This is a genomic window from Sulfitobacter sp. AS59 (assembly GCF_038899995.1).
GTDB lineage: Bacteria > Pseudomonadota > Alphaproteobacteria > Rhodobacterales > Rhodobacteraceae > Sulfitobacter.
Genome location: NZ_JBBMQK010000012.1, coordinates 1 through 21,090 on the forward strand (window position 1 = coordinate 1; position 21,090 = coordinate 21,090).

Below are 21,090 nucleotides of genomic sequence, written 5' to 3' on the forward strand. Positions count from 1 at the left end.
TGTTCGGAAAATGCCACCGCGATTGATTGCAAAGATACCCTGCTGCGGTCGGAAACCGACGGGTTGCAGCTGGTTGGCATCGGGCTGGACAATATCGTGGCTATCGCCATGGGCGACGCGGTGCTGGTCGCCGACAAATCCAAGGCGCAGCGCGTGAAAGAAGCGGTTGATGCGCTCAAGGCCAAAGGATCAAGCCAGGCGATCCAACTGCCCCGCGATTACCGGCCATGGGGGTGGTACGAAAGTCTGGTCATTGGCGGGCGTTTCCAGGTGAAACGCATCGTGGTGAACCCCGGTGCATCGCTGAGCCTGCAAAGCCATCACCACCGGTCGGAACATTGGATCGTGGTCGAAGGCACCGCCAAAATCACCGTTGATGACAGCGTGCAACTGATCAGCGAAAACCAATCGGTCTATATCCCCCTCGGGGCCGTGCACCGCATGGAAAACCCCGGCAAAGTCCCCATGGTCCTGATCGAAGTACAAACCGGCAGCTATCTCGGAGAAGACGATATTATCAGGTATGAGGATGTGTATGCGCGGAGTTAGCCCCTGGCGCTAAGCGCGACTTACAGCGGGCTGCAAATCATAACGGGGCTGTTCGGGATATGGGCGAAAGCGCCCCGTCATCAGGGCGCTTTCATAATCGTTTAAACCCTTGGCTTTAGGCGCGTGACAACACGCTTGCCGGGCGGGCCTTGAACAGCGCTGCTGTGATCAGGCCAGCCAGTACCGCCTTGATGATGTCACCGGGGATAAACACGGTAACCAATGCGGCCGATTCCAGTAGGGTTTTGTCCAGCGCGATGGCAAGACCGGCAATCCCAAAGGCATAAAGCACAATGATGCCGCCGATGATCGACGCGACACCCGCGACGATGGCCAGCGACGGGCCCTGCCATTTTTCAACGATCAAGCCGGTGACAAATGCGGCAAAGGGGAAGCCGATCAAGAAGCCGGACGACGGCAACATGAACGCGCCCAGACCGCCACGACCACCCGCCAGCAAGGGCAAGCCCATGGCGACAAGCAACATGAACAGCAACACAGCAAGGGCACCGCGTTTGGACCCAAGAACGGTCCCGCACAGCATGATACCAAGGCTTTGCGCCGTGATTGGCACACCAAAGGCCAGCGTGAATTGGGGGATCAGCGCAAGCGCTGCGATAAGTGCTGCGAACAAGGCAACAAGAGTAAGATTACGTTCCATTTAGACTACTTTCTATTAGGTGCGCTTGTATCCCCTTGATCCGATCAAGACACAAGAGTGCTTTGGCGGAAGGCTTAGACCGGGCCCGCGCTGTCTAGAATCGCGGACACATCTAGATGCTGCTCCATATGGTCGGCCAGTTGGTCCAACGTATCCTCGACCATTTGGCTATAGGATACCGGTGCCGCCGCCAGCCCGTATTGGGCCAGCCATGATTTCCTAAAGCTGTCATTGGAAAACAGCCCGTGCAGATAAGTGCCTGCGATCTTGCCATCCCGCGCCATCGCGCCATCAGGCACACCGTCGATCTGGCAATAGGGGCGCTGGCAATCGGGGCCTTTGGTTTGACCGATGTGAATTTCATACCCGTCAATCTGGGCACCTGTGGCAATATGGGTCGCGGTGACGCGGGTCAGGGTTTTATCCGCCGCCATGCGCGTATCCACATCCAAGAGGCCAAGCCCCGCGTCCTGACCAGCGGGGCCTTCGATCCCTTGGGGGTCGTCGACGGTTTGCCCCAGCATCTGATAGCCGCCGCAAATCCCCAAGACATGGCCGCCGCGTCGCACATGCGCCAGCAGGTCGATATCCCAGCCTTGCGCGCGCATGAAATTCAGGTCGCCACGTGTGGATTTTGTGCCGGGCAAGATCACCATATCCGCATCCGCAGGCAGCGGCATGCCCGGCGGGATCATGGTCAGCCGCACCGAAGGTTCAGCGGCCAAGGGGTCAAGATCATCGAAGTTCGAGATGCGCGACAGCATCGGGCAGACGATATGAAACGCGCCGTCGGATCGCGCGCGGGCCAGATCAACCGCGTCTTCGGCGGGCAGCAAATGCGCGCCACTGAACCATGGCAAAACGCCAAACCCGGTCCAGCCGGTGCGGTCGATGATGTCTTGGTACCCGTCATCAAACAGGCGCACATCGCCACGGAATTTATTGATCAGAAACCCCGCGATCATGGCCGCGTCATCAGGGTCCATCACCGCTTGGGTGCCGACGATCTGTGCGATCACACCGCCGCGATTGATGTCGCCCGCGAGGATCACCGGCACATTCGCGGCGCGGGCAAAGCCCATGTTGGCGATGTCATTCTTGCGCAGGTTCGTCTCGGCGGGGCTGCCTGCCCCTTCGACGATGATCAGATCAGCGGTTTTGCCAAGGATGCCAAAGCTTTCCAAAACGGGTTCCAGCAACGCCTTGCGGGCCGCGCCAAAATCACCGGCCTCAAGTCGGGATCGGGCACGGCCCTGCACCACAACCTGCGCACCGGTGTCGGTTTCAGGCTTGAGCAGCACGGGGTTCATATGGACCGACAAGCTGCGCCCCGATGCGATGGCTTGAAGGGCTTGCGCGCGGCCGATCTCTCCGCCGTCATGGGTGACCGCGGCGTTGTTTGACATGTTCTGCGGCTTGAACGGCGCGACCGAAATGCCCCGCCGCAATGCCGCGCGGCACAGCCCCGCCACAAGCATCGATTTACCCACGTTAGAGCCGGTGCCCTGAATCATGATTGCGCGTGTGGGCATGGCTGGTCCTTAAGAATGAGGTTCGCCAAAGTCGTGTCAGCCACCACGCGCGGCGTCAAGTCTGGGGATCAGATACCGGTGCGGTTTGCCACCTTGCCCGCGCTTACAAGACGGCCTTGGAGCCAAATAGCGCGGCCTTTATCTGCATCACGCGGCGCGAGGTTTTCGGGCCTGCGCAAAACAGCGCGGCGGCAGCGCAAATGGTGCGCAGTGATTGACCGGGGTCTTCGATCAAGGGCGCGCGCGATTGCGCCATTGAACCATAGGTCAGATTAACCGCACGTGCCCCGTTAAGATCGCGGATCGCCCGGCGTGACATGTCGCGCAGCTGATAGGCGCGGGCCGCAGGGGCATTCATGCGAAAGAACGCGGGGTCCAGCGGCGTCAGCTTGGCGACCATACGTTCCCATGCGTCCAACTGGCGGTCGGCCTTAACACACAGCCCCCCGTCGGTAACGCGGGTCTGGGTCAACGCATCGCGTATCCCCTCGAACGCCCAATCGGTGGTCAGGGCCATGCGCATCCAGCATTCGATATCCGCGCAATGGCGAAAGGTTTCGTCGAAATACCAGTCGCGTTGGATTTCGCTGCGGGGACGATAGGCAATGTCGGTTAGCGCGGCGCGGCGGATCACCATCGCGGACCCGTTATCAATCGGGTTACGTTTAAAAATGCAGGCCGGGGAGATGCCGGTCACGCAGGGCATCGGCACGCGACCTTTCACAGTGCCTGCCCCGTCAATTAATGTAGAGCCGGAGAAGCTGACCCCGACCTTGGGGTGCGCACGAAGATGGCTGACGTGGCGGGCCAGCTTGTTGGGCAGCCACAAATCGCCCGCGTTGCAAAAGCCGATGAATTCACCCTGTGCGACGGAGATACCCACGTTGCGCGCCGCCGCAAAACCGCGGTTCGCCTGACGCAGCACGCTGACCCGTGGATCAGTTGAAAACTGCGCGGCAATCTGGGGGGTCTCATCGCAAGATCCATCATCCACGATGATGATTTCATAGGAGCCATAGGTTTGAGCAAGCAGCGCCTGCATCGTTTGTTTGAGCGTGCCGGCCACATTAAAGGCTGGCACAATAATTGAGGCGCGCGTCATGGGAGAAACCTTTCCGGGGATACTGGTATATGTGCCGCCAGACCGAACGGTGACGTCAACGGGCGTGACGTCGCAGCGGCGCGACCAGATTTGGGAGGGGTGCATCTGGGTCGCGCGGTACGGGATATGTCGTTCGTTGCTGTCGGCATGGCTGGGGTCCAATCAAATTATTGAACTCTTCCTACCGAAGGGTTTGATCGACGTCCCCGACGCCGCCGGAGAGGTGGGTGGCGCAATCGCCTAGTTCCCTATCCTTTGGGATACGCGGCCCCAGCCGAATGTCTGTCGGGCCGTTTTTGTTAAGAGAGGTTGCAACAGGTACGCGCAGAGAAGCCCGCGCGATTTAGCTGTCGGTGCGCGGTGCCGTGCGACGTTCGGCTTGCAGCAAGGGGCGCGTTCTGGCCCAAATTTCGGGCAAGCCAGCGATCCATTTATCCGTGCGCTGCTTGTCACCGGTTTTGGCTGACGTTTCGATCGCTAGGAATGCGGCGCGCATTTCCATCGCCCCCATTGAGGCAGAGGACCCTGCCAAGCGATGCGCCAAAGCCGCGATGTCCGGCAACGCGTTATGCGCAGGGTCGGACAAAGTCGTTATCGTGCGATCGACCTCTTGCGCATAGCGGTCCAGCAGCGACGCTAGCTGATCCACCCCGAGAGTCTCGCGTAGGTCATCAAGATATTGCGATGCTACGGACGAAGAGGCGGCTTCGGCGGGCTTGGACGGGGCATTTTGGGGATGACCGTATTGCGCGATCACCGTCAGCAGGTCTTTGCGCACCAAGGGCTTGGTCAAGATGTCGTTCATACCGTCTGACAGGAACGTCTTTTGTTCGCCCGCCATTGCATTGGCGGTCAGCGCGACAATCGCCGTTTTGGCGTTCACACCCTGGCCTGCGCGGATGGCACGGGTCGCCCCGCGCCCGTCCAGTACCGGCATGCTAATGTCCATCAAGATCAGGTCAAAGCGGATGTCTTGGGCGATCTCGACCGCCTCGGCACCGTTATGGGCCTCGGTCACGAGGTGCCCGGCGGCTGTCAGCATTTCGCGGGCAACAACGCGGTTGATCTCGTTATCCTCGACCAACAGGATCGCACTGCCCTTGGGCTGTGCCACAGGTTTGCGCTGCGCGATTTTCGGGTCGGGGGCGTCAATCGGTTCAATCGGAAAGCGGATGCTAAAGGTACTGCCCTGCCCGACGCTGCTGGCCACATCAATCCTGCCGCCCAACGCTTTGACAAAACGCTGTGCGATGCCCAGCCCCAAACCGGTGCCACCAACGTCGCGGTCGTAGGAGCTGTCGCCGGTCATAAAGTCGTCGAATATCTGCTCTTGCAGTTCTTCGGTCATACCGATGCCGGTGTCAGATACGGTGATCTGCAATTCGGGCAATTGGCCCGCTTGTTCGTCGGTTTCGACCTGAATGACGATCTGCCCGTCGCGGGTGAATTTCACCGCATTGCCGATCACGTTCATCAAAATATGCTGGATGCGGTCACGGTCTGCCCGAATCCAGTTCACGGGGGCGGTGATCCAGCTCCACTCCAACGTGGTGCCGTTGGCCGAGGCGGCACCGCTTTGATTATCGACGATGTCTTGCAACAACAGGCTGATGTCCATCGCAACGGGGCGCAAACGCAGTTTGCCCGCATCGTATTTCGTGATGTCCAGCACGTCTGAAATATGGCTCATCAGCAGCTTGCCCGAGGTATCCATATTCTTGATATACCGCGACTGTTTCGCGCTAAGCTTGGTTTCGGACAGCAAGGTCAGATTGCCCAACAGCCCGTTCAAAGGCGTGCGTATTTCGTGGCTCATCGTGGCAAGGAAATCGGTCTTGGCCTTTTCGCCCGCCATCGCCCTGTCGCGGGCCATCACCAATTCGCGTTCCGCTTCGACCTGGGTCGAGATATCGCGCAGAAAGGCGATGTAAATCTCGCCCTCGCTGGTGGTGGCCGATTGCACGGCCAGTTCCACAGGAAAGCTATCGCCGGACTTGCGCTTGGCCTCAAGCTTGATCCGGCCCTTGCCGACGACGCGCTTTTCGCCTTGGTCGCGCATGCGTTGCATACCGGCCTCGTGGGCATCGCGGTACTGGTCCGGGACGATCATAGCACCCAGCTCTTTGCCCAGCGCCTCTTGTGCGGTGTATCCGAAAATCTGTTCGGCGGCGGTGTTGAAATCCAGAATATGACCTTCGGCGTTTGCCACAATCACAGCGTCCAGTGCGGTGCTTGTAACCACATTCATCCGTTTACTGGCCTCGATCACCTCGGACCGGCGGCGGATATTTTGGCGGTTCACCACCCCCAGATAAAGGGATAGCAACAGCAAGGCCACAAGCAGGGCAGTAACGCCAAACGCCATTTGCATCAGCGTAACGGCGACGCTGGTGCGGCGTATGTCTGAATCGCGGGCAAAGAAGTTCAGCCCCGAATTCGACATCCGGCGCACGCTTTTGCGTATGTCATCGGCCCGTTCGCGCATATCAGGCAGGGCCGCAATCAAGCCCGCATCATCGGCATCAATCTCATCAACCGTTTCATCCAGAAACCATTCGACATTTGTCAGGCTGTTAAAAAACTCGAACTGTTTGCGCAGATCGGCATAGAGCGATGATTGCGAAAGCGTTCGAATGCGGCTGTAAAAGATATCAAAATCGCGCCGGAGCATTTTGAGATCGGCAGGGTCCGCCGCATCCAGCGTCGCGAGATGCAGCTGAAATTCGACAAACTCCACCTCGGCTTGCGACAACGTCCATTGCACGTTGTCGGAGCTGGCGGAGTTCAGCAGCCTAAGATCACGCGCGACGTGGGTGGCCAGAAATACGATAGACACAATGCCAATCGCCCCCAGCAGTACTGAAAGCACAAGCCGAAGGCGTAAAGATGTCTTTGCCAAACGTAATATAGGCTTGCCTCCTGTGATCGGCGGCACCCGAAGGGACGATATGCCCCTTTCCTTTTAGTCTAATACGACGATCCGGTCGAGTTGCCAGATGCTGCGCGAATAGATCACTTCGCTGCGGTAGGATGCATCTGAATCGTAAGGGTACACAATCCAAAGCGGGCCTTTGTCGCGCACGGACAATGTGTCGCCGTTCAGCCGGTACGCGATGATCGGCCCGCCCTCTACCGCGTCAGAGATGGGGATATCGACCGCATAGTCATTAATCGCTGTGGCGCGCAGGGTGTCGCCGGTAAGGCCCAAGCGGTCTACCAATACGTCCAACGACACACCTTGAAAGGATTGGGTGCCATCGGTCCAGATGGTCGATGTATCGATCACCGTCGCATCAAGCGCTTCGAGCATTTCCAGATCAAACTGTGCCATACCGTCGGCGTTTGTTGTTTCGATGGCACCCGAAACAGTCAGAAGTACGTCGCCTTGTGCCATCCCAAGATCGTCAGCCCAAACTGGCATGACTGAAATCGTTAAAAACATGACGGCCTTGAAAAATGATGACAACATAGCGCAAATCCTATCCCTGACTGCGGCTTCTATGACATAAGACCGCCGACCATACGACTGAGCATTGGGATACCAACCTATCCTTTCGGATAGGTCATAGGCTTGCTGGTTTTTGAGCAGCCACCCGGCACGGCGTTTTACGGCTTTCTAATCTTGTCGGGCTGCTTTACCGCCCCCTCTCAAACGCGGTGCATTTGGCCGAGCTGCGCGGGGTGTTATCCGTATGAGGCCAAACCTATCCCGACGCCCCGTTGGCAGCGCCACCATAAAACCATAATTATATGGTGCAAAGCCAGCAATCTCGGTTAACGTGTATTGACAGCCAAGGAGACCTTAATGCGCGTACTTATCGCCGACGATCATGACCTACTTCGAGATACTTTGGTTATGTTTCTAGAGGCGCAAGGCGATATTGCCGTCCGTCAGGCCGCGAATCTGGGCGAGGCGCACAAGCTGATCGACGCGGAAGACCCCTTTGATTTGGTATTACTTGATTTGAACATGCCCGGCATGAACGGCCTTGAAGGGCTGCGCGTGACATTGGCCATGAAGGGCGGTCAGCGTGTGGCCCTGTTGTCAGGCGAAGCCACCCGCGAGATTGCTGAAAACGCGCTTGAGGCCGGTGCCGCCGGTTTTGTGCCTAAAACACTGCCAGCCAAATCGATGATCAACGCGGTCAAGTTTATGGCCATGGGCGAGCAATACGCCCCCATCGATTTCATGACCGCGATGGACGAAAGCCCCGAACACCCATTGGCCGAAAAACTGTCACCGCGCGAATTGCAGGTTCTAAAGGGTTTGACCGAGGCGAAATCGAACAAGGAAATCGCGCGCGATCTGGACATTACAGAGCCAACTGTCAAACTGCATATGAAGACGCTCTATCGTAAAATCGGGGCGGCCAACCGCACCCAAGCTGCGTTAATCGCACGCGAGGCTGGCCTGTTTTAGCCCTGCCATCCCTTTGGAATTCAAAATATGCCCGATCATTCGCTGCTGGCCACCCCTGAAACCGTTCATTGGGGGCGCTTCTGGTCGGACCATCCCCCGGTTCTGACCATCGCAGACGGGGACCGCGCCACCATTCAAACCTTTTCGGGGCGCGCCACCGTTTTGCCGCCCGAGGGGTCAGGGATGACAGTTGCACCAGAACAGCATGACATTTTGGCGGCCGATATTCCGGGACAGGCGCATTTGCTGACCGGGCCCATCGCGGTTGAGGGGGCAATGCCCGGCGATGTGCTGAAGATCACCATCGAAAAGATCGAACTGGGTGCGGATTGGGGGTTTAATGTTGTGCGCCCGACGGCGGGCACCCTGCCCGGCGAATTTCCCGTCTCGTCCGAGACGATCACCTATATTCCGATTGATATCGCCGCGAAAACCGCACGGTTGCCGTGGGGGGCTGTTTTGCCGCTCAACCCGTTCTTTGGTGTAATGGGTGTTGCCCCGCCCGCCAACTGGGGCGAGGTCACGTCGATCCAGCCGCGGCTGCATGGCGGCAACATGGACCTGAAACTGCTGACCGAAGGGGCCACGCTGTACCTGCCCGTTCATGCGAAAGGCGCGCTGTTTTCCTGTGGTGACGGCCATGGGTGCCAAGGCGATGGAGAGGTCTGTATCACCGCGTTAGAGACGGCTTTGACCGGTACATTCCGCTTTGACGTTCTGAAGGGTGCTGGCGCGCAGATGACCCTGCCAAGGGCAGAGACCGAGGACGAGATTATATCGATGGGGTTTCACGCCAGTCTGGATACGGCGCTGCAAATCGCGCTGCGTGAAATGATCGCGATGATCCGCGAACGGGTGGATATCAGCGAAACCCAAGCCTATCAGCTGTGTTCGCTGGCGGTAGATTTTGCCGTGACGCAATCGGTGAACCAAGAAAAAGGCGTGCATGGACGATTGCGCAAATCGCTGTTGCAGGTGGGATGAAATCAGATCGCGCTGCTATGTGACGTTTGCGATGCTTGGAAGGCGTCCAGTTGACCGGCCAAGATGCGCACCAGCGGCTCGAACCCCGGGTTCACGGTTAGGCTGTTGTCGTCAAGCGTGACGCCCAAGGGGAAAGCCGCTGCAAGCTGCGTAAACGCAGTTGATATGATTGGCGCATAGGTCGGGAAATCGGCCTGCAACTGCGCGATGTTCACCGCAAAGCCGCACATCAGCTGTTCAATGGCCAGCGCCACCCAGCGGTCAGCATCAGACAGCGCATAGCCCCGTGCGCCGGCGAGGGTCTGCCCCTCGATCGCGGTGACATATTTTGCGGTGGCGGATTCGTTCTGGCTGTAGCCTTGGGGGAATTTTGAGATCGACGATGCCCCAAGCCCGATAAGGACGTCGGCGGTGTCATCAGTATATCCCTGAAAATTGCGCCTAAGCTGACCGTTTGCCTTGGCGATTGAAAGCCCGTCACCGGGGCGCGCAAAGTGATCAAAGCCGATTTGTTCAAACCCGTCTGACGTCAGCAAAACCCGCGCGATTCCCGACAGCTCATAGCGCATTTGCGGATCGGGGAGGGCGGATTCGTCGATCAACACCTGCCGTTTCGACATCCATGGCACATGGGCATAGCCATAAAGCGCCAGACGGTCGGGCTGCAGTGACATCACTTCTTGTAAGGACTGGCTCAGGCTTTCTTGGGTTTGGAAGGGCAACCCGTAGAGCAAATCCATGTTCAGGCTGTGCAGATTTCCGGACCGTAGGTGATGCACCACATCCGATGTCTGTTGGAACGACTGCAAACGCCCGATTGCCTTTTGCACGTCGGGGTCGAAGTCTTGGACGCCGATGCTGGCACGGTTCATGCCGTAGCTTAGCAAGGTGTCCAGCAGGTCCGGCGATGCCTCGGTCGGGTCGATCTCGACCGAGAATTCAAACGCGTCGCCCTTTTCAAAATTCGCAAAGAGTTTATCCAGCAACAGCGCCATCAGACCAGAGGGCAATATCGTTGGCGTTCCCCCGCCAAGATGCAGCCGCGACAAGGACACGTCCTTGGGCAGGCGCGCGCGGATCAGATCAATCTCGTGCAAAAGGGTTTCTACATATGCCTCGACCGGGCGAAGTGTCGATGTACCTTGGGTGCGGCAGGCGCAGAACCAACACAGACGTTTGCAAAACGGGATATGTATATAAAGCGACACAGCGGAACCCTGAGGCACGGCGCGCAGCCATTCCGACTGGTTGGCCTGCCCCACCTGATCGCTGAAATGATTGGCGGGCGGGTAACTGGTGTACCGCGGCACCTTGGCATCCAGAATGCCATAGCGGCGAAGTTGCTTAAATTCTGTCATGCAAATATCTTGCATACACGGGGGATCGTTTTCTTTGATTTAGATCAAAGATGGCCGTTGAATTTGGGGCGCATCACACCCGTCGATATCATCACTTGATCTGCATCAAAACGGCCGCTGCTGCGACCTGATTATCTTCTCTCAGCCAAGAGGAGACCACCCGATGTACAAGAATATCCTGATTCCAGTGATTCTGGACCATCCCGAGAAAAACGAGACCGCATTCGAGGCCGCGCGTGCGCTGGCTGACGAGGGGGCGCATTTTACGCTGCTGCATGTGATCGAAGAGATACCGGTGTATGTATCCGAATATGTTCCGAACGACTTTATCGTCGAGGCGCGCAAAACATTGCGCAGCAGGCTGGACGAGCTGGCCAAGACCCTACCCAATTGCCATGCGGCCACCGCCGAAGGCCGTCCGGGCACGCAGATCCTGAAATGGGCGAGCCAGAACAATTCTGATTGCATCGTTATCGCGTCCCATCAGCCGAACATCTCGGACATCTTGTTGGGATCGGTCGCACATTACGTCGTGCGGCACGCAAAATGCGCGGTTCATGTAATCCGGTAGCCCAGTGTTTGGGCAAAATTGATTTAGATCAAAGAAGCCCTGTCTCCCAGCCGCTACCCGACAATTGCGAACAGCTGCGCGTACCCGAATAGGGCACGCCAAGAAGAAGGTGCATTATGAACTATTTTAAACTCATCGTTTTGGGGATTATTGCCCTGATTGCCGCTATGGGCATGAACTGGGGTCACGATCTGGCCTATAAGTTTCATGCTTTCGTCATCATGGCGGTTGCCGCCGGTATGTTCATCTGGGTGCTGCGGCGCATTGATGAACCTGTGCCCGTCCCTGAAACCGGATACGCTGACGGTGTGATCCGCGCTGGCGTGATCGCGACAGCCTTTTGGGGCATCGCGGGGTTTCTGGTCGGCACCTTCATCGCCTTTCAACTGGCCTTTCCAGAGCTGAACTTTGACTGGGGTCAGCCATTCACCAACTTTGGCCGGCTGCGGCCTTTGCACACCTCGGCGGTGATCTTTGCATTTGGGGGCAACGCGCTGATCTGTACGTCGTTCTATGTGGTGCAGCGGACCAGTTCGGTGCGCCTGTTCGGCGGCAACCTGTCGTGGTTTGTGTTCTGGGGCTATCAGCTGTTCATCGTTCTGGCCGCCACCGGCTATCTGCTGGGCGCCACACAATCGAAAGAATACGCCGAGCCCGAATGGTACACCGATATCTGGCTGACCATTGTTTGGGTCGCTTATCTGGTCGTCTTCCTTGGCACGATCTTTAAACGCCGCGAACGCCATATCTATGTGGCCAACTGGTTCTACCTTAGCTTTATCATCACCGTTGCGATGCTGCATATCGTCAACAACCTGTCTATCCCGGTCAGCTTTTGGGGCTCAAAATCCGTTCAGGTCTTTTCGGGTGTCCAAGATGCGATGACGCAGTGGTGGTACGGCCATAACGCCGTGGGCTTTTTCCTGACCGCCGGTTTCTTGGGGATGATGTATTATTTCGTCCCTAAACAGGCGAACCGTCCGGTTTATTCCTACAAGCTGTCGATCATCCACTTCTGGTCGCTGATCTTCCTCTACATCTGGGCTGGTCCGCACCACCTGCATTACACCGCCCTGCCCGATTGGGCCGCGACCCTTGGCATGGTGTTTTCCATCGTGCTGTGGATGCCCAGCTGGGGTGGCATGATCAACGGTCTGATGACCCTGCAAGGGGCATGGGACAAACTGCGCACCGACCCGATTTTGCGGATGTTCGTTATCTCGCTTGGGTTCTACGGCATGTCCACCTTCGAGGGGCCGATGATGTCGATCCGCGCTGTGAACTCTCTGTCGCATTACACCGACTGGACCATCGGGCACGTACATTCCGGCGCACTTGGCTGGAACGGTATGATCACCTTTGGTGCGCTGTACTTCCTGACGCCGAAACTCTGGGGTCGTGACAAGATGTTCTCGATGTCTGCGATCAACTGGCACTTCTGGTTGGCCACGATTGGCATCGTTCTCTACGCCTCGTCGATGTGGGTCACCGGCATCATGGAAGGTCTGATGTGGCGCGAAGTCGATGATCAGGGTTTCTTGGTCAACTCCTTTGCCGACACCGTTGCTGCGAAGTTCCCGATGTATGTGGTGCGCGGTTTGGGTGGGGTTCTCTACCTCACTGGTGGGCTGATCATGGTGTGGAACATGTGGATGACCATTCGCGGTGCGAAACCGGTCACCACGGCCCTGCCCTCCAACGCGACACCTGCAGAATAAGGAGCTGAAACAATGGCCTTTATCGACAAACACGCCATCCTTGAGAAAAGCCCCACCTTGCTGCTGGTTGCATCGCTGCTGGTGGTCACGGTCGGGGGGATCGTAGAAATCGCCCCGCTGTTCTGGCTGGAAAACACCATCGAAGAAGTCGAAGGCGTGCGGCCTTATTCGCCGCTCGAACTGACGGGGCGCGACATCTATGTGCGCGAAGGTTGCTATGTCTGCCACAGCCAGATGATCCGCCCCATGCGCGACGAGGTCGAACGCTATGGCCACTATTCGCTGGCGGCTGAATCGATGTATGACCACCCGTTTCAATGGGGGTCCAAACGAACGGGGCCTGATGTGGCCCGCGTCGGCGGGCGATATTCCGATGCGTGGCATGTGGATCACCTAAGCGATCCGCAATCCGTTGTGCCGGAATCGATCATGCCGAAATACGCCTTTCTTATGGATGCGCAGATCGAGCCGACCCATATCGAGGCGCTGTTGAAGACCCACAGGTTTGTCGGCGTCCCCTATTCCGATGAACAGATCCAGGAAGCGCGCGCAGATTTCCGCGCCCAGGCCGACCCGGATTCCGACTATGACGGCATGCTGGAACGCTATCCCGGTGCCGCAGTGGCCAACTTTGACAGCCAACCGGAACTGACGGAAATGGATGCGCTAATTTCCTATCTTCAAGTTCTTGGAACCATGGTTGATTTTTCGACCTTCACCCCAGACGCCAGCCGCTAAGGAGAGCTGAAATGAACACTTATTCCTTCTTGCGCGAACTCGCCGATAGCTGGGTTTTGCTTGCGATGTTCCTGTTCTTTGCCGGCGCTGTCTTGTGGGCCTTTCGGCCCGGCAGCACCAAGGTTTACGCCAGCGTGGCCAAGATACCCTTGGGCGACGACACAAAACCCAAAAGCACGACGAATAAAGGGGATGACCATGTCTAAGGGCAAAACAGACGGCGTCACCGGCACCGACACCACCGGCCACAGCTGGGACGGCATTGAAGAGTTGAACACACCGCTGCCGCGCTGGTGGCTTTGGACGCTGTATCTGTGCATCATCTGGGGCATTCTTTACACGATTGCCTATCCTGCATGGCCGATGGTTTCCGGTGCGACCAAGGGCCTGTTGGGGTGGTCCACCCGCGCAAATGTCGCGGCCGAGATTACGGCCCATGAAGGCAAGAATGCCGATCTGGTGACGCAGCTTTTGGCGACCGATATGGACGTATTGCCCGCCAGTGCCGATCTGAACCGCTATGCGGTGGCACGCGGCGGCGCGGTGTTCCGTGCCAATTGTTCGCAATGTCACGGGTCGGGTGCGGCTGGGGCCAAAGGCTACCCGAACCTGCTGGATGATGACTGGCTTTGGGGTGGTGATATGGCCGAGATTGAATACACCGTGCGCCACGGCATCCGTAACGAACAAGACGATGATGCGCGTTATTCCCAAATGCCCGCCTTTGGCGAGATGCTGGAGAAAGACGAGATCACCGCCGTGGTTGAGCATGTGGTGTCGCTGTCAAACGCCGAATTCGATGCCAATCTGGCCGAGACCGGTGCCACCGTGTTCGCCGATAATTGTTCGGTGTGCCACGGGGACACCGGATTGGGTGACCGCACACAGGGTGCCCCCAATCTGGCCGATGCGATCTGGCTTTATGGCGGCGACCGCAAGGCCCTGACCGAAACCGTGAAAAACGCCCGCTTTGGTGTGATGCCAGCATGGGGTCCGCGCCTGACCGAGGCCGATGTTCGCGCGGTTTCCGCATACGTGCACTCTTTGGGAGGCGGAGAGTAGCACGGCAGCAACCAGTTGCGTCCCCAACTGGTCCATCCCCGAAAGCGTGCCTGTTCGCAAAACTTGCCGCTTCGGGGATGTTTGTTGATCAAGATCAATATGGGCGGCCCTGAACCCGGCTAAAGAATGGGGCGAACAGGAAGAAACATATGACCGATCAAACATCCCCCCCATCCCTATATGCGCCGCGCGAACCGATTTTTCCGCGCAAGGTCACGGGGTTTTTCCGCCGTTTCAAATGGGCGATCCTGATCGTCACGCTGGGCATTTACTATATCACCCCATGGATCCGCTGGGACCGCGGGCCCAGCTTGCCGGACCAAGCGGTCTTGGTCGATCTGGCCAGCCGGCGGTTCTATTTCTTCTGGATCGAAATCTGGCCGCATGAATTCTATTTCGTGGCGGGTTTGCTGATCATGGCGGGCTTGGGGCTGTTTTTGTTCACGTCTGCACTGGGTCGGGTCTGGTGCGGATATACCTGCCCGCAAACCGTCTGGACCGATCTGTTTATCCTTGTCGAACGCTGGATCGAAGGCGACCGGAACGCCCGCGTCAGACTGCACAAGGCCAGCTGGGGCTTTCGCAAATGGCGGCTGCGCCTGACCAAATGGGCAGTATGGTTGGCGATCGCTGTGGCGACGGGTGGGGCGTGGGTGTTCTATTTCACCGACGCGCCAACATTGGCCCGCGATCTGGTCAGCCTCACGGCGCATCCGGCGGCCTATATCACCATCGCGATTCTGACCGCGACGACCTTTATCTTTGGCGGGTTCCTGCGCGAACAGGTCTGCATTTACATGTGCCCCTGGCCCCGCATCCAAGCCGCAATGATGGACCCCGATACCATCACCGTCGCCTATCGCGATTGGCGCGGTGAACCGCGTGGCAAGGCCAACAACCGCCGCCGCAGCAAGGCCCAAGCCCTGAAAGCCGAAGCCGACGCACAGGCCGCTGGCCCCGGCGAAGCACGCTATCCCGGCACGCCGTACCGTCAGGATGCCAAGCCCGCCGCGCCCGTCCTGCCACCTGTCGCCGAAACGGGCGATTGCATTGATTGCATGGCCTGCGTGAACGTCTGCCCCATGGGCATCGACATCCGCAACGGTCAGCAAATGGAATGTATCACCTGTGCGCTGTGCATCGACGCCTGCGATGACGTCATGGACAAGATCGGCAAACCGCGCGGGTTGATTGATTATCTGGCCCTGTCCGACGAGACCGCCGAACGTGCGGGCGCGCCTGTCAAACCCTTGTGGAAACACATCCTGCGGCCCCGCACGATCCTCTATACCGCCATTTGGTTGCTGATCGGTCTGGGGCTTGTCTATGCGCTGTTTGTCCGCTCCGACATTGAACTGACGGTCAGCCCGGTGCGTAACCCGACCTATGTGACCCTGTCCGACGGCACGATCCGCAACATTTATGACGTGCGTTTGCGGAATAAATCAGGGGAAGACCGCGACTTCCGCTTGCGGCTGAGCAGCGATGAAACCCTGCGCATCGAACTGGAAGGGACCGATGATCTGTCCCTGAATGTTCCGGCAGATACAACGGTTCTGCAGCGTGTCTATGTTACGGCCCGTCCGCAAGATCAGGCAGCAAATAGCGCCGCAACCGACCTGCGTATTTGGGTCGAAGACACCACTGCACAAACACGTGCGTCCAAAGCGACAACGTTCAATGGAAAGGGAAACTAGATGCAACACGAGCTTAAAGGCTGGCATGTTTTCACGGGCTTTGCGATGGCTTTTGGCGTCATCATCGCCGTCAATCTGACGCTGGCATTCAACGCCGTGCGCACCTTTCCGGGCCTTGAGGTCAAGAATTCCTATGTCGCTTCGCAAAGTTTCGACGCGGACCGCGCGACGCAAGAGGCGCTGAATTGGGATGTCGCAGCGACGTTGACGGGCGATCATCTGGTGCTGACAATCCTGAAAGGTGACGCGCCGGTTTCCCCCGTGATTGAAGAGGCCATCTTTGGCCGCGCCACCAGCGTTGCCGCTGATCAAACTCCGGACTTCAAGTTCAACGGCCAGTCGTATGTGGCCGATGTTGATGCGGGGGCAGGCAACTGGAACCTGCGGCTGAAAATGCGGTCCATTGACGGAGCATTGTTTCAGCAGCGTGTGATTGTAAGGGTGCAGAAATGACAATGGTTGCGGCATGTCCGGGCTGCGTTGCGGCCCCGTTGGCGTTGAAACACGCCGAAAACCATGCGGCCCCTGCTGTTGTCCTATCCCTGCCCACCATCCATTGCGCGGCCTGCATCGGCAAGGTTGAACGCAAGCTGAATACCATGCCCGATGTGAATAGCGCGCGGGTCAATCTGTCGCTCAAGCAGCTGTCGGTTTATGGCGATGATCTCGACACTGACGCAATCGTCGCGGCGCTAAAGTCTATCGGATATGACGCCTATCCGCTGGACGTCGGGATGCTTGAAACACGCCAAGACAGCGTGGGCCGCAACCTGTTGGTGCGTCTGGCGGTGGCTGGCTTTGCGATGATGAATGTCATGCTGTTTTCAGTCGCGATATGGTCGGGTGCCACCGATACCACCCGCGAGCTGTTTCACCTGATCTCTGCCGCGATTTCCTTGCCTGCGGTGCTGTATTGCGGGCAACCGTTTTTCGCCAGCGCGTGGTCTGCCCTGCGGGTGCGCGGGCTGAACATGGACGTGCCGATTTCGCTGGCGATTTTACTGGCCACGGGCATGTCCCTGTACGAGGTATTGAACGGCGGCGCGCATGCCTATTTCGACGCGGCACTTTCGCTGACCTTCTTTTTGCTGATCGGTCGCTATCTGGATCATCACACGCGCAGTTCGGTCAGATCCGCGGCCAAGGAACTGGCAGCACTTGAGGTCCACCAAGCCCAACGGATCGAGGACGGCAAGGCCGTCAAAACACCAGTGTCCAGCCTTGCTGTTGGTGACCATCTGCTGATCCCGTCGGGAGTGCGAGTGCCCGTTGATGGCCGTTTGGACAGCGCGCAGGCGCTTTCGGATCGGTCGTTCCTGACCGGTGAATCCGCCGCGATCACACTTGCGAAAGGTCAACAGGTACAGGCCGGCGAGATTAACCTAGGTGCCCCGTTCGAGATGACCGCCACCGCCGTCGGCGACGACACAACGTTGCGGCGCGTCGCGCATCTCGTTGAGATGGCTGAGAACAGCCGCAACAGCTATACCAACCTCGCCGACCGCGCGGCGCGTATCTATGCACCAGCGGTGCATCTGCTGGCGTTCGCGTCCTTCGTGGCGTGGATTTTGATTGATGGCGACGTCCGGCATGCGTTGAATATCGCCGTTGCGGTGCTGATTATCACCTGCCCCTGCGCTCTTGGTCTGGCTGTGCCTGCTGTCGCCACCGCAGCAATCGGGCGGCTGTATGGGTTGGGTTTTTTGGTGAAATCAGGCACCGCGTTGGAACGGTTGGCCGAGGTTGATGTCGCAATTTTTGACAAAACCGGAACGCTTACGCTTGCCGGGGGCAGTGCGCGGTTGGATCATCTGACAGCCGAACAGGCCGCCATCGCACGCGGGTTGGCGCAAGCGTCTGACCACCCCGTATCACGCGCGCTGATCGGTGCCTTACCCGATGCACCCGCAGCATCGCTTGCCGATATCTCTGAAGTTTCAGGCAACGGCATGCAGGCGGTTTGCGAGGGTGAAACCGTCAAGCTTGGACGCGGCGTATGGCTTGGTGCCTCTTTTGACGGGCTTGGGCTGAAAATCGGGGAACAGCCAGCGGTCGAACTCCCCCTACACGAAACCCCACGCCAAGGTGTTGATCTGGCCCTTCAAGGGCTTCGTGATTTGGGCATTCCACCGCAAATCCTTAGCGGTGACAGGCAGGGCACGGTCAGCTCCCTCGCGCGCCAGCTTGGCGTTCAGAATATTCACGCCGAAATAAGCGCGACCGAGAAACACACCTATCTGACCGAATTGCAGAACGAGGGGCACCATGTGCTCATGGTCGGCGACGGACTAAATGATACCGCGTCCCTCGCCGCTGCGCATGCCTCCGTGGCCCCGTCCTCCGCGTTGGATGCGTCGCGAAACGCGGCAGATGTCGTGCTGCTGCGCGAGAACCTAGATGATTTCCCCCTGCTGATCCGTATTGCACGCAGCACCTCGCGCCTGTCGAAACAGAACTTTGCCATCGCTGCCGGGTATAACGCCATCGCGATTCCCGTCGCCCTGCTCGGCTATGCGACCCCCTTGCTCGCCGCGATAGCCATGTCCGCGTCGTCGATCACCGTTATCCTCAACGCCATGCGGGTCAGGTTTGTCCGATGAATGTCCTGCTGATCCTGATCCCCGTGTCCATCATCCTCGGCGGCTTGGGCCTGTGCGGTTTTCTATGGACCCTGCGCAGCGGCCAATACGACGATGCCGAAGGCAGCGCCGCACGGCTATTGCTAGACGATGATGAACCGGACAAGGACTAGCCGGTTCAGGTGTTCATAACACCGCTGCCTTTTCACGATGAAAGATGCCCCATTTCAGCTGGGTCCCTTGCGCGCTGCGCCAAAGCACCAGCCCCGTAAGGGCAAGCAGCATGAGCTCGGCAAGCGGGCCTGCGTACCAAACACCAATCTCGCCAAACCAAACAGGCAGGCAGAACGTCAGCGGAATCGCAAAGACGTAAGTTTTGGACAGCCCCAAGATCGCGGCCTTGGTCGCCGACCCGATTGCCTGAAAATATGCGGCAACCATCATTAATGGCCCCATCAGGAAAAAGACGCTGGTCATGATTGGCAGGATGCGGGTCACCTCGGCAATAACGTCCATGTCCTCGACAAATGCGCCCGCAATCTGGCTGGGGAACCGCGTCACCAGCAACTGGATCACAAGGCAGTATATGAACGCGATCCATATCGCGATCCGCAGGCTGGCATCCGATCTTTGCCAAAGTTCGGCACCATAGTTGTTGCCCGTGATCGTCTGCATTGCAAAGGACAGCCCCAAAAGCGGTAGAAAGGCAAAGGTAATAACGCGGGTAATGATGCCGTAAGCAGAAACCGTATCGGGATAGCTGGGGCTATCAACCCATTGTAGTGCCGTCATAATTGCAGCCGAACCAAGCGCCAGACCGATGAAGTTCAGGCTTTGCGGCGCACCCAATGCAAGGATCCTGCCCCAGCCGCCACGCAGTGAATGGTGCAGTAAGGTTGATGGCCGCAGCGACGTGTCGCCCAAGAAACGAAAAGCCAGAATAATCGCAAACGCGAGCGCCTGCGCGGCAGCCGTGCCATATGCAGACCCCGCGACGCCCATGTCTAACAGGGCGATTAAAAGATAGTTGAATACGATATTCGCAAGGGAGACCAGCAGGCTCATCGCCGCCATAAAGCCCACCCGGCCTTCGTTACGCAAAGCGTCGGAATTGACCGATAGGATGAATAGAAGTGGCGAGAAGAACACAGTGATCCGTAGATAGACTAGGCCCATCTCTGCCAGATCATCCGACCCGCCAGCAGCGAGCAGTGTCATCGACCGCCCCAGGAAGAGGAACGACAGGATCAGGCAGGCACCCAGCCCAATTGCCAGCCCATGCGCGCCCGTAAACACAGCGCGGGCAGCTTCCAAATCGCCAGCACCAAGATACCGGGCGAGCAAACTGGACATGCCGTTCGACACCAGCGTGGAGAGCGCGACGATCAGCATATAGATCGGAAACATCAGCGTGACCGCCGCCAGCGCTTCGGGGCCGACATAGATGCCCAGAAACAGCGCGTCAGCGACGGATAAAAGCCCGTTCATCCCCATCACAACAATGATCGGCAGGGCTGTTTTCAGATAGATGGTGCCCAGGGGCCCATCGGTGAAGGTATTTGTGGGGGTATCAGACATATCCCATATCTCTCTCGCTTGATCGCGCAGCTAGAGATGGGACCCGCGTTACCATCCGCGCGACATGCGGAAAGAGGTAATAGAAATAATCAAGCGTAGAACTTAACCAAGACAAACGTCAGCAGGAGGCAGGCGTCTACAGCCTGCGATCTGGGTAATGTTGAAACTGTTCCGGGTCAAGCGTCTTCAATTTCTTCACAGCAGACACTTAGATGCCGGCATACTTGGGGCATCATTTGTAAAAGGTCGCATCACTGACACCATGCTTGCGGTACAATTCCTTCGCACCAAGGCCTGTGTGATGCTCTTTCAAAATTCCAATGATCTGTTTCTCGCTGAAACGGCTTCTATTCATCGTCTGTCTCCTCAGCTGGAGAACAGACTAACCCTAAACGCCGAACATTTAAGCAGAGTTGGTAAGGCGCATTATGTAATGCCCACAGAGCCCTGAAGAATGGCAGAGAGACGACAACCGGCATCGAACACACTCAGTATTGGACAACACCTACGCCGATGGAGTTCTTGCAAAGGAGAGCTGTGT

At 57.8% G+C, this 21,090-nt stretch carries 20 protein-coding genes and 1 pseudogene; 13 read left to right on the top strand and 8 right to left on the bottom strand.

Going from position 1 to position 21,090, the window contains the following annotated elements; genetic code table 11:
* The coding region (locus WNY39_RS17215; RefSeq protein WP_342847526.1) for a cupin domain-containing protein at positions 1–549 on the top strand (549 nt) is incomplete at its 5' end.
* A gap of 115 nt (positions 550–664) precedes the next feature.
* Here WNY39_RS17215 and WNY39_RS17220 read toward each other — a convergent pair.
* The 3 genes from WNY39_RS17220 to WNY39_RS17230 all read right to left on the bottom strand — a co-directional run bounded on the left by WNY39_RS17220 (position 665) and on the right by WNY39_RS17230 (position 3,844).
* Positions 665–1,210, bottom strand: a complete 546-nt coding sequence (locus WNY39_RS17220) for a biotin transporter BioY (RefSeq protein ID WP_342847528.1) — start codon at positions 1,208–1,210, stop codon at positions 665–667.
* A gap of 74 nt (positions 1,211–1,284) precedes the next feature.
* The gene (locus WNY39_RS17225) at positions 1,285–2,742 is read right to left on the bottom strand and encodes a cobyric acid synthase (RefSeq protein WP_342847530.1); all 1,458 of its coding nucleotides are present in this window, start codon (positions 2,740–2,742) and stop codon (positions 1,285–1,287) included.
* A gap of 103 nt (positions 2,743–2,845) precedes the next feature.
* The gene (locus tag WNY39_RS17230; protein WP_342847532.1) at positions 2,846–3,844 is read right to left on the bottom strand and encodes a glycosyltransferase family A protein; all 999 of its coding nucleotides are present in this window, start codon (positions 3,842–3,844) and stop codon (positions 2,846–2,848) included.
* Between WNY39_RS17230 and WNY39_RS17235 the strand changes: the two genes are divergently transcribed.
* Positions 3,843–4,088 carry a hypothetical protein gene (locus tag WNY39_RS17235; RefSeq protein ID WP_342847534.1) on the top strand — a complete coding sequence of 82 codons (246 nt, stop codon included), beginning with the start codon at positions 3,843–3,845 and terminating at the stop codon, positions 4,086–4,088. The genes WNY39_RS17230 and WNY39_RS17235 overlap by 2 nt on opposite strands.
* A gap of 99 nt (positions 4,089–4,187) precedes the next feature.
* Here the strand turns inward: WNY39_RS17235 and WNY39_RS17240 are convergent, their stop codons facing one another.
* Both WNY39_RS17240 and WNY39_RS17245 read right to left on the bottom strand, forming a co-directional pair.
* Positions 4,188–6,680, bottom strand: coding sequence for an ATP-binding protein (locus WNY39_RS17240; protein WP_342847536.1), 2,493 nt, complete (start codon positions 6,678–6,680; stop codon positions 4,188–4,190).
* Between the two features lie 126 nt (positions 6,681–6,806).
* Positions 6,807–7,313: a molybdopterin-dependent oxidoreductase gene (locus WNY39_RS17245; RefSeq protein WP_342847538.1), complete on the bottom strand. Its 507-nt coding sequence runs from the start codon at positions 7,311–7,313 to the stop codon at positions 6,807–6,809.
* Positions 7,314–7,649: 336 nt separating this feature from the next.
* Here WNY39_RS17245 and WNY39_RS17250 point away from each other — a divergent pair, with 336 nt between their 5' ends.
* On the top strand, positions 7,650–8,264 hold the full coding sequence (locus tag WNY39_RS17250; RefSeq protein ID WP_342847540.1) for a response regulator transcription factor: 615 nt from the start codon (positions 7,650–7,652) through the stop codon (positions 8,262–8,264).
* Positions 8,265–8,291: 27 nt separating this feature from the next.
* Positions 8,292–9,248, top strand: a complete 957-nt coding sequence (locus WNY39_RS17255; protein WP_342847542.1) for an acetamidase/formamidase family protein — start codon at positions 8,292–8,294, stop codon at positions 9,246–9,248.
* 2 nt (positions 9,249–9,250) lie between these two features.
* Here the strand turns inward: WNY39_RS17255 and hemN are convergent, their stop codons facing one another.
* A complete protein-coding gene (gene hemN / locus WNY39_RS17260; RefSeq protein ID WP_342847544.1) occupies positions 9,251–10,606 on the bottom strand; it encodes an oxygen-independent coproporphyrinogen III oxidase in 1,356 nt (451 codons plus the stop codon).
* A 163-nt stretch (positions 10,607–10,769) separates the two neighbouring features.
* Here hemN and WNY39_RS17265 point away from each other — a divergent pair, with 163 nt between their 5' ends.
* The 9 genes from WNY39_RS17265 to ccoS all read left to right on the top strand — a co-directional run bounded on the left by WNY39_RS17265 (position 10,770) and on the right by ccoS (position 19,144).
* On the top strand, positions 10,770–11,177 hold the full coding sequence (locus tag WNY39_RS17265; protein ID WP_342847546.1) for a universal stress protein: 408 nt from the start codon (positions 10,770–10,772) through the stop codon (positions 11,175–11,177).
* A 113-nt stretch (positions 11,178–11,290) separates the two neighbouring features.
* The gene (gene ccoN / locus WNY39_RS17270) at positions 11,291–12,895 is read left to right on the top strand and encodes a cytochrome-c oxidase, cbb3-type subunit I (protein ID WP_341234466.1); all 1,605 of its coding nucleotides are present in this window, start codon (positions 11,291–11,293) and stop codon (positions 12,893–12,895) included.
* 12 nt (positions 12,896–12,907) lie between these two features.
* Complete coding sequence (ccoO, locus tag WNY39_RS17275; RefSeq protein ID WP_342847548.1) at positions 12,908–13,633, top strand: cytochrome-c oxidase, cbb3-type subunit II; 726 nt, start codon at positions 12,908–12,910, stop codon at positions 13,631–13,633.
* Positions 13,634–13,644: 11 nt separating this feature from the next.
* Positions 13,645–13,839: a cbb3-type cytochrome c oxidase subunit 3 gene (locus WNY39_RS17280; RefSeq protein ID WP_342847550.1), complete on the top strand. Its 195-nt coding sequence runs from the start codon at positions 13,645–13,647 to the stop codon at positions 13,837–13,839.
* Entirely contained in the window at positions 13,826–14,695 is an 870-nt protein-coding gene (gene ccoP, locus WNY39_RS17285) for a cytochrome-c oxidase, cbb3-type subunit III (RefSeq protein ID WP_342847552.1), read from the top strand. The genes WNY39_RS17280 and ccoP overlap by 14 nt, the downstream gene beginning before the upstream one ends.
* A gap of 149 nt (positions 14,696–14,844) precedes the next feature.
* Positions 14,845–16,392, top strand: coding sequence for a cytochrome c oxidase accessory protein CcoG (gene ccoG, locus WNY39_RS17290; RefSeq protein ID WP_342847554.1), 1,548 nt, complete (start codon positions 14,845–14,847; stop codon positions 16,390–16,392).
* Entirely contained in the window at positions 16,393–16,845 is a 453-nt protein-coding gene (locus WNY39_RS17295; protein WP_341233686.1) for a FixH family protein, read from the top strand.
* Entirely contained in the window at positions 16,842–18,992 is a 2,151-nt protein-coding gene (locus WNY39_RS17300; RefSeq protein WP_342847557.1) for a heavy metal translocating P-type ATPase, read from the top strand. Before WNY39_RS17295 ends, WNY39_RS17300 begins: the two co-directional genes overlap by 4 nt.
* Complete coding sequence (gene ccoS / locus WNY39_RS17305) at positions 18,989–19,144, top strand: cbb3-type cytochrome oxidase assembly protein CcoS (RefSeq protein WP_341233684.1); 156 nt, start codon at positions 18,989–18,991, stop codon at positions 19,142–19,144. The genes WNY39_RS17300 and ccoS overlap by 4 nt, the downstream gene beginning before the upstream one ends.
* A 13-nt stretch (positions 19,145–19,157) precedes the next feature.
* Here ccoS and WNY39_RS17310 read toward each other — a convergent pair whose 3' ends face one another.
* Positions 19,158–20,549 (bottom strand): MATE family efflux transporter, encoded by a 1,392-nt coding sequence (locus WNY39_RS17310; protein WP_342847560.1) that lies wholly within the window; start codon positions 20,547–20,549, stop codon positions 19,158–19,160.
* Positions 20,550–20,760: 211 nt separating this feature from the next.
* A pseudogene (locus tag WNY39_RS17315) lies at positions 20,761–20,904 on the bottom strand (transposase); the annotation flags it as partial.
* Between the last annotated feature and the right edge of the window lie 186 nt (positions 20,905–21,090).

What these genes read in the sequence shown, in the direction of transcription:
- WNY39_RS17310 (WP_342847560.1), bottom strand. Translation starts at nt 20,549, where the DNA reads ATGTCTGATACCCCCACAAATACCTTCACCGATGGGCCCCTGGGCACC.
- WNY39_RS17245 (WP_342847538.1), bottom strand. Translation starts at nt 7,313, where the DNA reads ATGTTGTCATCATTTTTCAAGGCCGTCATGTTTTTAACGATTTCAGTC.
- WNY39_RS17230 (WP_342847532.1), bottom strand. Translation starts at nt 3,844, where the DNA reads ATGACGCGCGCCTCAATTATTGTGCCAGCCTTTAATGTGGCCGGCACG.
- ccoP (WP_342847552.1), top strand. Translation starts at nt 13,826, where the DNA reads ATGACCATGTCTAAGGGCAAAACAGACGGCGTCACCGGCACCGACACC.
- WNY39_RS17225 (WP_342847530.1), bottom strand. Translation starts at nt 2,742, where the DNA reads ATGCCCACACGCGCAATCATGATTCAGGGCACCGGCTCTAACGTGGGT.
- WNY39_RS17265 (WP_342847546.1), top strand. Translation starts at nt 10,770, where the DNA reads ATGTACAAGAATATCCTGATTCCAGTGATTCTGGACCATCCCGAGAAA.
- ccoS (WP_341233684.1), top strand. Translation starts at nt 18,989, where the DNA reads ATGAATGTCCTGCTGATCCTGATCCCCGTGTCCATCATCCTCGGCGGC.
- WNY39_RS17300 (WP_342847557.1), top strand. Translation starts at nt 16,842, where the DNA reads ATGACAATGGTTGCGGCATGTCCGGGCTGCGTTGCGGCCCCGTTGGCG.
- WNY39_RS17220 (WP_342847528.1), bottom strand. Translation starts at nt 1,210, where the DNA reads ATGGAACGTAATCTTACTCTTGTTGCCTTGTTCGCAGCACTTATCGCA.
- WNY39_RS17295 (WP_341233686.1), top strand. Translation starts at nt 16,393, where the DNA reads ATGCAACACGAGCTTAAAGGCTGGCATGTTTTCACGGGCTTTGCGATG.
- ccoG (WP_342847554.1), top strand. Translation starts at nt 14,845, where the DNA reads ATGACCGATCAAACATCCCCCCCATCCCTATATGCGCCGCGCGAACCG.
- WNY39_RS17235 (WP_342847534.1), top strand. Translation starts at nt 3,843, where the DNA reads ATGGGAGAAACCTTTCCGGGGATACTGGTATATGTGCCGCCAGACCGA.
- WNY39_RS17280 (WP_342847550.1), top strand. Translation starts at nt 13,645, where the DNA reads ATGAACACTTATTCCTTCTTGCGCGAACTCGCCGATAGCTGGGTTTTG.
- WNY39_RS17255 (WP_342847542.1), top strand. Translation starts at nt 8,292, where the DNA reads ATGCCCGATCATTCGCTGCTGGCCACCCCTGAAACCGTTCATTGGGGG.
- WNY39_RS17250 (WP_342847540.1), top strand. Translation starts at nt 7,650, where the DNA reads ATGCGCGTACTTATCGCCGACGATCATGACCTACTTCGAGATACTTTG.
- hemN (WP_342847544.1), bottom strand. Translation starts at nt 10,606, where the DNA reads ATGACAGAATTTAAGCAACTTCGCCGCTATGGCATTCTGGATGCCAAG.
- ccoO (WP_342847548.1), top strand. Translation starts at nt 12,908, where the DNA reads ATGGCCTTTATCGACAAACACGCCATCCTTGAGAAAAGCCCCACCTTG.